General features: G+C 57.5%; 12 protein-coding genes. 6 read left to right on the forward strand and 6 right to left on the reverse strand.

The features are described from left to right. Positions 1-13: 13 nt before the first annotated feature. Positions 14-769 carry a sulfate transporter CysZ gene (cysZ, locus tag FDP08_RS11145; protein ID WP_137436229.1) on the reverse strand — a complete coding sequence of 252 codons (756 nt, stop codon included), beginning with the start codon at positions 767-769 and terminating at the stop codon, positions 14-16. 84 nt (positions 770-853) lie between these two features. On the opposite strand from cysZ, the gene FDP08_RS11150 reads away from it, so the two are divergent. After that, on the forward strand, positions 854-1276 hold the full coding sequence (locus FDP08_RS11150) for a VanZ family protein (RefSeq protein WP_137436230.1): 423 nt from the start codon (positions 854-856) through the stop codon (positions 1274-1276). A gap of 418 nt (positions 1277-1694) precedes the next feature. On the opposite strand, the gene FDP08_RS11155 is transcribed toward FDP08_RS11150, so the two are convergent. Next, entirely contained in the window at positions 1695-2360 is a 666-nt protein-coding gene (locus FDP08_RS11155; RefSeq protein WP_137436231.1) for a class I SAM-dependent methyltransferase, read from the reverse strand. 133 nt (positions 2361-2493) lie between these two features. Between FDP08_RS11155 and mnmH the strand changes: the two genes are divergently transcribed. From mnmH to FDP08_RS11180, 5 genes are all read left to right on the forward strand, one after another. Next, positions 2494-3588, forward strand: a complete 1095-nt coding sequence (mnmH, locus tag FDP08_RS11160) for a tRNA 2-selenouridine(34) synthase MnmH (protein ID WP_137436232.1) — start codon at positions 2494-2496, stop codon at positions 3586-3588. 49 nt (positions 3589-3637) lie between these two features. Beyond that, the gene (locus FDP08_RS11165; protein WP_137436233.1) at positions 3638-4471 is read left to right on the forward strand and encodes a mechanosensitive ion channel family protein; all 834 of its coding nucleotides are present in this window, start codon (positions 3638-3640) and stop codon (positions 4469-4471) included. Positions 4472-4635: 164 nt separating this feature from the next. Beyond that, complete coding sequence (locus tag FDP08_RS11170; RefSeq protein ID WP_137436234.1) at positions 4636-5193, forward strand: aminoacyl-tRNA deacylase; 558 nt, start codon at positions 4636-4638, stop codon at positions 5191-5193. 86 nt (positions 5194-5279) lie between these two features. Continuing rightward, complete coding sequence (locus FDP08_RS11175) at positions 5280-6566, forward strand: FAD-dependent monooxygenase (protein ID WP_137436235.1); 1287 nt, start codon at positions 5280-5282, stop codon at positions 6564-6566. 39 nt (positions 6567-6605) lie between these two features. Further along, positions 6606-6971 (forward strand): histidine triad nucleotide-binding protein, encoded by a 366-nt coding sequence (locus FDP08_RS11180; RefSeq protein WP_137436236.1) that lies wholly within the window; start codon positions 6606-6608, stop codon positions 6969-6971. Positions 6972-7154: 183 nt separating this feature from the next. On the opposite strand, the gene phoU is transcribed toward FDP08_RS11180, so the two are convergent. From phoU to pstC, 4 genes are read right to left on the reverse strand one after another with little or no spacing between them, the layout of a single operon-like run. Further along, the gene (gene phoU, locus FDP08_RS11185; RefSeq protein ID WP_137436237.1) at positions 7155-7877 is read right to left on the reverse strand and encodes a phosphate signaling complex protein PhoU; all 723 of its coding nucleotides are present in this window, start codon (positions 7875-7877) and stop codon (positions 7155-7157) included. A gap of 32 nt (positions 7878-7909) precedes the next feature. Then, positions 7910-8800, reverse strand: a complete 891-nt coding sequence (gene pstB / locus FDP08_RS11190) for a phosphate ABC transporter ATP-binding protein PstB (RefSeq protein ID WP_137436238.1) — start codon at positions 8798-8800, stop codon at positions 7910-7912. A 10-nt stretch (positions 8801-8810) separates the two neighbouring features. Then, positions 8811-10088: a phosphate ABC transporter permease PstA gene (gene pstA / locus FDP08_RS11195; protein WP_137436239.1), complete on the reverse strand. Its 1278-nt coding sequence runs from the start codon at positions 10086-10088 to the stop codon at positions 8811-8813. Continuing rightward, positions 10081-11469, reverse strand: a complete 1389-nt coding sequence (pstC, locus tag FDP08_RS11200) for a phosphate ABC transporter permease subunit PstC (RefSeq protein WP_137436240.1) — start codon at positions 11467-11469, stop codon at positions 10081-10083. The genes pstA and pstC overlap by 8 nt, the downstream gene beginning before the upstream one ends. Between the last annotated feature and the right edge of the window lie 4 nt (positions 11470-11473).

The following is an 11473-nucleotide window of genomic DNA, read 5'->3' on the forward strand; positions in this document are numbered from 1 at the left end:
GACTGTTGCGGTTTTATACGTCTTTGTTCGATGGCCCGTTCTCTCGTACCCAATAGGCGGTTGCCCCGCAAACCGCTGCAGGAACCACTACCAGGTTCAACACCGGCACCATCGCTGCCAGGGCCACCGGAAGCCCGAACCCCAGAGCCGACAAGCGGGTATCTCCCAACAGGCGTCGCAAGGCCGGAAAGCTGACCCGGTGGTTATCCGCCGGGTAGTCCACATACTGAAGCGCCATCATCCAGCTATTGAACAGGAACCAGAGCACGGCCGCCACCAGGTTGACCACCGGGATAACACCGATAATAAACAGGCCAACTGCGCGAGGCAGGTAATAGACAATTTTCTGAACTTCTCGCCAGAGCGCACGGGGGATATCGCGGACGATCTGGCTCCAGCCATCCTCGGTGCTGACTTCCTGACCGGTCAGGTGTTTTTCAGTCAATTCCGCCAGATAGCCATAGAACGGAGAGCCGATCAGGTTAGCCACAATAACGAAGCCATAGGCGAGCATGAGCAGGATCACAGCGCCATAGAGCAGCCAGAACAACCAGTCCAGGCTTTGCAACCAGGCCCAGTCCGGCAGCCAGCCCATGGCGGCCGCGATCATGGCAGTGAATAGTTCGGCCAGGAAATAGAACAGAAGGCCGAATAACAGAATATTGATGACGAGGGGAATAACAACAAACAGCCTCAGCCCCGGCTGCCGTATCAGCCGGAATCCCTCTCCGAGATATCCCAGGCCACGGAAAAAGTTACCTTTCAACATACCTCGCAGCACCTCAGCTTCAATGACAGTGACGGGGCGCAGAGCATATCATGTTGCAAACTCCACCACAGCCCGACGGTGTACATGGGATTTCTGACACAGCGCATTCGTTTTCTGCTTGATTATCAGCCGTTCTGGCGGGCAATGCTGGTGATATCCGCGACAGCCATTCTCTATCTCGCAACCACGAGCGAGCCCTACCCGGTGCCTTCGTCAGATAACGACAAGCTGAATCATGTGCTGGCCTTCCTGCAATTGACGATTGTGACACGCCTGGCCTGGCCTGGGCTAAGCCGGCTCTGGATTGCCTCTGGCCTGATCGCCTTTGGTGCGTCGATTGAAATAGTACAAGCCCAGTTACCCTATCGCACCTTCGCCGTTGCCGACATTGTGGCCGATGCCGCGGGTATTGCCGTCGGGCTGCTGCCCTGCCCGGATTTCATCAGACGGCGCGCCAAACCATCACGCAAGAAAACAGATGTGAGAGAAGAGCCCGGGCGCTTGTGAGATATATCCTACAAGAGCGTAAGATCTCGCTTCTCTGTTACGTACGCTTACAGAACAGCTCTCGCGTGAGAAATGTCAAGCTTCTGATTTTTAAGAATTTATTGAGCAACTAAAGAGATCGTAACTTTATAGGGGTACATAATTCACGTGCTTGTTAGCTTTCAATTGCTATAGTGATCACATCAAGGACGACAGGGAAAAGGACGACGCACTGGATGCACCCCGGCAACTGGATGCAGGGAGAGGCAAGGACACAGGGACGCCTCGCTTAAGGGATAACTAATCGGATCGCTGGCTCGGACGCTGGCACAAGGGAATGACAAGGGAAAACGGCAACGGGATGGTTGCCAACAGCGCAAGGATGCGACACCTGTTCCGAAAAAGGGTAGCCGAGAGGCTGCCCTTTTTTTTCGTTTATTTATCCGGACAGCCCCTCTCCCGCCCGATAGATCCGTACCCGGTTGAACTCCTCGAACTCGTGCAGATCTGGCCAGGTGCGGGCTTCAATGACCGCTTGCTGCCGGTAACGATCATCTCCCAGATCCCTCATCCTTGAGTCCGCCAGCAACACCTGTGGTGCAGCCAGCCTGAACGCGGACAACAAGGGTCGATTATCGGGGTCGTACAGCACATCCGCTGCCGTCACAACGCCCACATTATCTGGCCGTGTGCTCCAGTCATCACACAAAGACACCGTCACGTCGTTCAGCCTGGCATTGGCTCCGGCAGCATCCAGCGCGGCCGGGTCGATGTCACAGGCAATGGCCTCCCGCGCCCCGGCCATAGCAGCGGCAATGGCAACAATGCCCGACCCGGAACCAAAATCCAGTACCGTCTCGCCCTTCACCAGATGAGGGTTGGCCAGGATATAAGCCGCAAGCACCTGCCCGCTGGCCCAGCAAAACGACCAGTACGCTGGCTCCGCCACCACGGCCTGGGCTTCGTCATGGCTGATCGGTCCCTCCAGAACCGAAGGATCGAACAGATACAGGGAAACGTCCGGGCAGCCCGCAGGTACAGTGGCTGCCACCCGTCCACGGCTGAGAGTTTTTGCGAGGTGCTGGTTCAGAATGTCGGGGGTCACGGCTACTCCGGATAGGGGTCTGGCAAGGGACGCATTGTAACGGCAGCAAGGGTGACTGGCATCGGCCGGCGAGCAAAAAACCGTCACGTCCGTTATACTGCTGCCTCATTTTCAGCACGAACCAAACCCCGTCATGCCGTCCAGACCCGATACCAGCGACTACCTTGCCCTGTTCCTCAACGACGCGCCATTGATGGACGTGCGGGCCCCCGTCGAGTTCAGTAAAGGCAGTTTCCCCGGTGCCATCAATGCTCCCCTGATGAACGACGAAGAACGCCACCGGGTAGGCATCTGTTACAAGGAAAAGGGCCAGGATGAAGCGATCAGACTCGGCCATCAACTGGTTGCCGGCGACATCAAGGCACAGCGCATTGAAGCCTGGCGGCGTTTCACCGCCGACCATCCGAACGGTTACCTGTTCTGTTTTCGCGGCGGCCTGCGTTCGCGGCTGAGCCAGGAGTGGATCCGTGAGGCCGGCCTCGACTACCCGCTGGTTACCGGTGGCTACAAGGCGATGCGACGCTTCCTCATCGACAGCCTGGAAGCACTGGTAGAATCCTCGGAGTTTGTCATTCTGAGCGGCCGCACCGGCACCGGCAAAACCCGTGTCCTGCAACAGCTGCCCAATCCGGTGGACCTGGAGGGCCTGGCCAATCACCGGGGCTCCAGCTTTGGCCGCCAGGTCACTCCCCAGCCATCACAGATCGATTTTGAAAACCGCCTGGCCGTTGCCATGCTCAAGGCACACCACCATGTCGGCGGGCCGGTTTATCTGGAAGATGAAAGCAGGATGGTCGGCCGTTGCGCGTTGCCGGAAAGTCTGCGCGAACGAATGACGGAAGCATCTTTGATGGTGCTTGATCAGCCTATGGAGGAGCGAATACGCATCATCCGTGAAGACTATGTCGACCAGATGGCTGCGAACTATGCTGAACGGGACGGCGTGGAGGCCGGCTGGCTCAATTTCCGCGATTATCTGCTCAGTGCTCTGGACCGGATCCGCAAACGCCTCGGCGGTGAACGCCACAACCGGCTGCGACACATGATGGAGGACGCCCTCGATATACAGCAGCGGACGGCGGATGTCGCCGCGCATCATCAATGGATTCAGGCCCTGCTGGAAAACTATTACGACCCCATGTATGACTACCAGCTGGACCAGAAAAAAGGCAGGATTGTCATGCAGGGTGGGCCAGAAGCCATTATCGAGTGGGCCAGGAACAGGTAAGCATCGTATGCCACAGACAAGTAACCAAAACCGATCAAGGAGTCACTGAATGGACGATCTTCTGGGAACGAATATCAACGCCACGGAGCTGTGGGATGAGGCTCTGGCACTGGTTATGGCCTACGCCCCGAAATTCGTGCTGGCCATTGTTACACTGGTTGTCGGTCTCTGGCTGATTAACCGCTTCATCGCGGTTCTTGACAAGAAGCTGGGCGCGAAAGACCCCACCCTGAACAAGTTCCTCTGTGGCCTGATCAGCGCCGTTTTCAAGGTCATGCTGCTGATCTCGGTCGCCTCCATGATCGGCATTGCAACCACCTCGTTCATTGCCGTCATCGGTGCCGCCGGCCTGGCCATCGGCCTGGCGCTTCAAGGCAGCCTTGCCAACTTTGCCGGTGGCGTGCTGATCCTGATCTTCAAGCCCTTCAAGGTGGGTGACACCATCGAAGCCGAGGGTTTCCTTGGCGCGGTCGCTGAAATTCAGATTCTTTATACGGTGGTAAACACCTTCGACAACCGCCGTATCGTCATCCCCAATGGCAATCTGTCCAACTCCACCCTGGTGAACGTCAGTATCTACGACAAGCGCCGCTGCGATATGACTTTCGGCATCCATTACGACGACGACGTCGACAAGGCCAAGGCCATTCTCCAGCGCCTGTTCGATGAAGACGAGCGTTCCCTGAAGGACCCGGAGCCGCGGATCTGTGTTGGCAGCCTGGGCGATAATTCGGTCAATCTTATGTTTCGCGCCTGGGTGGCCACCGACGACCTCTGGCCGTACTACTGGGACATGCACGAAAAGGTGAAGAAGGCGTTTGATGCCGAGGGTATCACCATCCCTTTCCCTCAGCGGGATGTGCACGTCTACAAAACCGAGTGATTGGTATCTCAACAACACACTTTGTAACTCGCTTTCTGAGCAACCTCAACTAAGCTGACCAATAATGGCGGTGGCGCCGGTAACAACGGCACCACCGCCAGGCCACATGAGCCGGGCCCACAGAAAACCACCGGTTCCAGACTTGCTGGTAGGAGGTTGTCACTATGCCGGTACAGCAGTTGAAGGAATTCCTTGATCAGGCAGGCGTGGAATACATGTGCCTGTCTCACCCACCTGCCTTTACTGCCCAACAGCTGGCGCACCACGTCAAGATCGCTGGTGACCGGGTGGTAAAAACCGTGATTATAGAACTGGACGGCAAAATGGCCATGCTGGTCATGCCTGCCACCTGGCGTATTCGCTGGGACCGGTTAAGCCGGATTCTCGATACCGACTTTGTTGACCTGGCGGACGAACAGGAATTTCAGGACCGCTTCCCGGAATGCGAAGTGGGCGCCATGCCGCCGTTCGGCAACCTCTTTGATATGTCGGTGTACTGCGCCGAAGCCCTGACCCGGCAACCGGAACTGGCCTTTGCCGCCGGCAGCCACACCGAGTCCATACATATGAAAACCGAGGATTTCCTGAACCTGGTTCACCCCATGGTTCTGGAACAGGGTTTCGTCAAGCCGGGGGCGCAAAAACCCGCCTGGCTAAAAGGTCGCCCCCGCCGGGCAGAGTCGCTGACAGACAGCCACACTGCCAACCTGGCTGGCTACTGAAAGCACCCCTCGGTGCAGGCTTGCTCCGGGCCGCTTGTCTGAACGCGCCCATCGCGTAAACTGGGCGTATCAGACAGGAACCCGTTATGACCCAAGCCTTTGATGTTGTTATTGTTGGTGCCGGCATGGTCGGCGCTGCCCTCGCCACCGGTCTTGGCCGCAGCGGCTTTCGCGTTGGCCTTGTGGATCAGGGGGCTGCGCCCTCCTACGATGCCGCTCAGCCTCCCGACATCCGGGTATCAGCCCTGAGTGCCGGCAGTGAGCGCTATCTGGCCGAACTGGGAGCCTGGCCAGACATCCTCGCCATGCGCGCCACCCGCTATACCCGTCTGGCGGTATGGGATGAAACTGACCATCCATTGAGCAATGTTTTGCCCCGCAAGATCGCCGAGGTGGTTTTTGACGCCCGTAATCTGTCCGCCCGCCATCTGGGCCATATTGTGGAGAACCGCATCACCCAGCAGGCACTCTGGAGCAGCGCTTCGGCACAGCCATCAGTGACCCTGTTTTGCGGCCATGCCGTCACCAGCCTCAGCAATAGCGACAACTACGCAACCGTAACGCTGGACGATGGCACGGAACTGACCGGCGAACTGGTCGTCGGTGCAGACGGCGCCAACTCCGGCGTCCGCAACCTGGCCGGCATCGGCGTCACCCGTGACCAGTACCAGCAACAGGCGATGGTGGTCTCCGTGCGCTACCAGGGCCCGGTGCAGGACATCACCTGGCAGGGCTTCTACCCCAGCGGCCCCCGGGCCTTCCTGCCACTGCATGCCGCCGGGAACGGCGAAAGCTGGGCCTCGCTGGTGTGGTACGACTCACCGGAAGAGCTGGCGCGCCTCAAATCACTGGATAACAGCGCATTGATGGCGGAAATACAGAACGCTTTCCCGCCGGAGCTGCCGCTGCTTACCCACATTGATGCCAGAGCCAGCTTCCCGATTGCGCGCCAGCACGCCAAAAACTATGTAAACAACCGCGTAGTACTGGTAGGCGACGCTGCCCATACCATCAATCCGCTGGCAGGCCAGGGCGTAAACCTGGGCTTCCAGGATGCCCGCTGCCTGCAGTCGGTCCTCCGCGAAGCCAGGCGCGCCGGCTGTGACCTGGCCAACCCTGCCCGACTTGATCAATACGAGCAGCAACGCCGCCCGGCCAACCGCCGCATGATGCTGGCCATGGATGTTTTCTACCACCTGTTCAGCAACCGCACGCCACCCCTGCACCTGCTGCGCAACCTCGGCCTGGGGGCGGCGAAAGCCATGCCATTTGCCAGAAACCGGGTAGCCAAATACGCTATGGGTATCGATGATGACTTACCACCGGTCATCCGCCAGCTGGCGGAGCGGTTACCGGGGTTCAAGCAGCTGTAACTCGCTTTTCTGGCCCACATTCACCAAAAAGGACCCGTTATGTCGGAGACCATCTTCACCAAGATCATCAACCGCGAAATTCCGGCGGATATTGTTTATGAAGACGACCTCAGCCTGGCCTTCCGGGATATCAATCCACAGGCGCCGGTGCACCTGCTGATCATCCCGAAAAAAGAAATCGCAACGATCAATGACATTGCAGAGGACGACCGTGAACTGGTCGGTCATTTGTACTGGGTTGCGGGCAAACTGGCGAAGGAAATGGGTTTTGCAGACGATGGCTATCGAACAGTCATGAACTGCGGAGAAAATTCAGGGCAGACGGTGTTCCACATCCACCTGCACCTGCTGGCCGGCAAACCCATGGGCTGGCCGCCGTATACCGACAAGAAGAAGCAGGCCTGAGACTATTGGACCCAGGCGCTATCTGAGCGATTAGCCAAGCAGGGCCGGGGGCACTGTACAGGACCGTGGAGCGCCAGGGATGGCGCGACCGAGCCCTACATGGACGTATTCACGGGCGTGTCCTGAACAGTGCCCCCGGCCCGGCGAAAACTCCCGAACCAACAGGCTACACGGGCAAAGAGCTCAGCGGCCGACGACTTTTTCAGCCTCTTCCACCGGCGTATGCCGAACATCCTCACCTTTGACCATGAAGATCACGTTCTCGGCAATGTTACAGGCATGGTCCCCCACCCGTTCCAGGGCGCGGAGAATCCACATCACCGACATGCAGCGGGAAATGTTACGGGTGTCTTCCATCATGAACGTCAGCAACGTGCGCGTGGCCGCCTGGTATTCCTCGTCCACACGCTTGTCTTCCTTCATGATTCGCAGCGCCTGCTCAGAATCCAGGCGGGCGAAGGCGTCCAGGGCGTCGTGCAACATAGCCAGCACGTGGTTGCCGATGTGGCGCACTTCCACGTAGCCGCGCGGCGCCTGGCCTTCCTCTGACAGCTTGATGGCAAACTTGGCGATTTTCTTGGCCTCGTCGCCGACACGCTCCAGGTCTGCCACCATCTTGATCACCGAGATCACCAGCCGCAGATCCCTTGCCGTGGGCTGGCGGCGGGCGATAATCAGCGTGGCTTCCTCGTCGATTTCAATCTCTTTCTGATCGACTTTCTTGTCCGTGGCACGGACTTCGTCCGCCAAGTGACCATCGTTCTCGACCAGTGCGGTGATGGCCCGGTCTACCTGGGACTCCACCATCCCGCCCATTTCCAGAAATTCGCTTTTCAGGGCCATCAGTTCGTCATTGAACTTGTGCGAAATATGATCGCCGTAAACATCGTCCTTTTTCGTTGGCATAACTATGTTCTCCAGTGTTCAGCTTACCGGGATCAGCCGAAGCGGCCGGTAATGTAGGATTCGGTGAGCTCGTGCTCCGGCGAAGTGAATACCTTGTTGGTTTCATTGACTTCAACCAGATGCCCCAGATGGAAATACGCGGTGCGGTGAGACACACGGGCTGCCTGCTGCATGGAGTGGGTCACGATGACAATCGTGTAGCTCTCTGACATCTCGGCAATCAGCTCTTCCACGCGAGCGGTTGCGATCGGGTCCAGGGCAGAACAGGGTTCGTCCATCAGGATCACTTCCGGACTGACGGCAATGGCACGGGCGATGCACAAACGTTGCTGCTGACCACCGGACATGCCGGTTGCGATCGAATCCAGGCGGTCCTTGGCTTCGTTCCACAGGCCGGCTTTGCGCAGACTGTTTTCCACGATATCGTCGAGGTCGGACTTGCGGTTTGCAAGGCCATGGATTCGGGGGCCATAGGCAACGTTGTCGTAGATGGATTTGGGGAACGGATTCGGTTTCTGGAACACCATGCCCACTCGGGCACGGAGCTCGACGACATCCCGTTTCGAGTGGTAAATATCCTCATCGTCCAGCATCAGTTGACCCTTGATCCGGCAAATATCGATGCTGTCATTCATCCGGTTCAGACAACGCAGAAACGTTGATTTACCACAGCCGGACGGGCCGATAAATGAAATCACTTCGTTCCTGCCAATATCCAGGCTGATATTCTTGATCGCCCGGTCGGCACCGTAAGAGACGTCCACGTTACGAAGTTTGAATTTGGGGTCGTCAGCAAACGGCTTTCCAACGGTTTTGCCTTCTTCAATCACTGTCGTCTCTGGCTTGTCTTCAGGCACCGGAACGGCTGCGCCCTGGTCTCTCATGTCGGCTTGCGCGGACATACTCGGGTTTATTGTATTCATAACATTCTCCTTACCAGCGACGCTCAAGCCGCTTGCGCAGCCAGATCGCCAGTGCGTTCATACTGATCATAAAGGTGAGCAGCACCATGATGGCGGCTGATGCCAACTCTACGAAACCTTGCTCGGAGCTGCTTGCCCATAGGTAGATCTGTACCGGCAGTACGGTGGCTGAATCGAAAAAGCCGTTCGGTACATCCACAATAAAGGCCACCATGCCAATCAGCAGCAGCGGGGCTGTCTCACCCAGGGCCTGGGCCATACCAATAATGGAGCCGGTAAGCATGCCTGGCATCGCCAGCGGAACCACGTGATGGAGCACCACCTGCATCTTGGAAGCACCAACACCTTCTGCAGCCTCCCGTATCGAGGGCGGCACACTCTTGATGGCCGCGCGGCTGGAGATGATGATGGTCGGCAATGTCATCAGCGCCAGGACAAGGCCACCCACCACGGGAACCGAACGGGGCATGCCGAACAGACCAATGAAGACGGCGAGGCCCAGCAGACCGAAGATGATCGAGGGCACCGCAGCCAGATTGTTGATGTTCACCTCAATGAAATCGGTAATCTTGTTCTGGGGCGCGAATTCTTCCAGGTAAACTGCCGCCGCAATACCCACGGGGAACGAGATGACCAGCGTCACCAGCATGGTCAGCACGGAGCCCACGATTGCGCCAAGAACACCCGCGTTGGCAGGCTCCCGGGAGTCTCCCCGACTGAACAGTACGTCGTTGAAGCTGGTATCGATAACCCCTTTCTCCAGTAGCTCATCCACCCAGCGTTGCTGCTGCTCGGACAGTTTGATGCTGTACCGCGGATTGTCCGCATGCTTGACGTATACCGAAACCCGATCGTGGGCCGGGAACTCGATGGTTTGGGTAGTGTTCAGAAGCTCCGGATTTTTCGCCAGTAACTCACTGACTTCGCTGGCTGCATAAGTACCGAGAAAGCGGCCGAGTTCGCGTTTCTCAGTCGCGCTGTCCGCCTCGGGAATATGCTCCTGTAATGCGGCGATAACCGGCGCCACAAAATCCGCCATGGACCGTTGATCCGCATCGGTTGGATCATCCAGGTACATCATCTCCGAATCGAGATTCACGTCCAGGGTAATGGTGGTCTTTACGAAGCCTGTGTAGCCCTTGCTGATAATGTCGGCAAACAGGGTGAACAGGGACGTGAGTGCAATAAAAATCGCCAGAATTCCGTACAGGCGGAATCGACGTTCCTTGCGGTACCGGCGCTTCAGGGAATTGCGGACAATTTCCGCCTGAGAACTTTGATCAGTCATACTGTTCCCTATATTTCCGTACGATCTTGAGTGCGACCACGTTGAGTAGCAGCGTGACGATGAACAGCAACATGCCCAGGGCGAAAGCCGAGAGGGTCTTGGCGCTGTCAAACTCCTGATCACCCACCAGCAGCGTCGCAATCTGCACGGTCACTGTGGTTACCGAATCCAGCGGATTGGCCGTCAGATTGGCTGCCAGGCCTGCCGCCATCACCACGATCATGGTTTCGCCAATGGCGCGGGATGCTGCCAACAGGATACCGCCGATGATTCCAGGCAGGGCCGCCGGAAAAATCACCTTCTTCATGGTTTCCGATTGGGTCGCTCCCAGGGCCAGAGACCCGTCCCGCATTGTCTGGGGTACCGCATTGATCACGTCATCCGACAGCGACGACACAAATGGCACGATCATGATCCCCATCACCAGGCCGGCGGCAAGTGCGCTCTGTGACGAGGCTTCCAGCCCCACTATTTGAGCAAGATCACGGATAAACGGGGCTACGGTCAAAGCGGCAAAAAAACCGTAAACCACAGTGGGGATGCCCGCCAGCATCTCCAGTATCGGTTTCACCGTTGAGCGCATCCGCTTGCTCGCATACTCGGACAGGTAAATGGCTGAAAGCAGGCCAACAGGCACGGCAACCAGCAAAGCAATGGCGGAAATCAACAGGGTGCCGGTGAATAGCGGGATAACGCCAAAGGCACCGTCGGAACCTACCTGATCGGCACGCAAGGCGGTCTGAGGACTCCAGGTGGTACCAAACAGAAACTCGGTAATCGGCACCCGGCCAAAGAAACGCACCGTCTCCAGGATCACCGAAAACACGATGCCCGCCGTGGTCAACACCGCCAATGCTGCACACAGGAAGAAAATTCTGCGCAGAGTTGCCTCTACGTTTTTTCTGGCGTTAATGTGGGGAGCAACACGAGTCCACGCAAACGTAGCCCCCAATATTGCGATCAGAATAACAAGGATGGCCTTGAAGTTTTGACTCTTGCTTTCCAACGCTTCCAGTAACGACGCTGCCCCGGCAATATGCTCGGGCACAAATTCAGGATTGAGCTTGCCCGCTGCGACGTTGCTGATTTGCGAGAGTATCAGGCTGGCCCGCCCTGCAGATTCGGGCCAGGTATCCTGAGGCAGCGATGCAATCACAATGCCCTGAATAACCTTGCCTTCGAAACCGGCCCAGGCTGCCAGCACAATCAGTGCGGGAATCGCACACCAGAGTGCTGCTCGTGCCGCATAATAAAAAGGAAGTGCCTTGAGATTCCGGATGCCGCCCAGGGGCGCTGCAACGGCACGGGATCGCATGTACGCGAGGCCGTAGGCAACCACGGCGAGAACCAGAACCAGGGGCAGAAGATTTGCCGTCTGCATATCA

The sequence above is a fragment of the Marinobacter panjinensis genome, assembly GCF_005298175.1.
GTDB lineage: Bacteria > Pseudomonadota > Gammaproteobacteria > Pseudomonadales > Oleiphilaceae > Marinobacter > Marinobacter panjinensis.

Excerpts from the sequence above, each read along its gene's own strand:
- cysZ (WP_137436229.1), bottom strand. The coding sequence starts at position 769 with ATGTTGAAAGGTAACTTTTTCCGTGGCCTGGGATATCTCGGAGAGGGA.
- FDP08_RS11150 (WP_137436230.1), top strand. The coding sequence starts at position 854 with ATGGGATTTCTGACACAGCGCATTCGTTTTCTGCTTGATTATCAGCCG.
- mnmH (WP_137436232.1), top strand. The coding sequence starts at position 2,494 with ATGCCGTCCAGACCCGATACCAGCGACTACCTTGCCCTGTTCCTCAAC.
- FDP08_RS11165 (WP_137436233.1), top strand. The coding sequence starts at position 3,638 with ATGGACGATCTTCTGGGAACGAATATCAACGCCACGGAGCTGTGGGAT.
- FDP08_RS11170 (WP_137436234.1), top strand. The coding sequence starts at position 4,636 with ATGCCGGTACAGCAGTTGAAGGAATTCCTTGATCAGGCAGGCGTGGAA.
- FDP08_RS11175 (WP_137436235.1), top strand. The coding sequence starts at position 5,280 with ATGACCCAAGCCTTTGATGTTGTTATTGTTGGTGCCGGCATGGTCGGC.
- FDP08_RS11180 (WP_137436236.1), top strand. The coding sequence starts at position 6,606 with ATGTCGGAGACCATCTTCACCAAGATCATCAACCGCGAAATTCCGGCG.
- phoU (WP_137436237.1), bottom strand. The coding sequence starts at position 7,877 with ATGCCAACGAAAAAGGACGATGTTTACGGCGATCATATTTCGCACAAG.
- pstB (WP_137436238.1), bottom strand. The coding sequence starts at position 8,800 with ATGAATACAATAAACCCGAGTATGTCCGCGCAAGCCGACATGAGAGAC.
- pstA (WP_137436239.1), bottom strand. The coding sequence starts at position 10,088 with ATGACTGATCAAAGTTCTCAGGCGGAAATTGTCCGCAATTCCCTGAAG.
- pstC (WP_137436240.1), bottom strand. The coding sequence starts at position 11,469 with ATGCAGACGGCAAATCTTCTGCCCCTGGTTCTGGTTCTCGCCGTGGTT.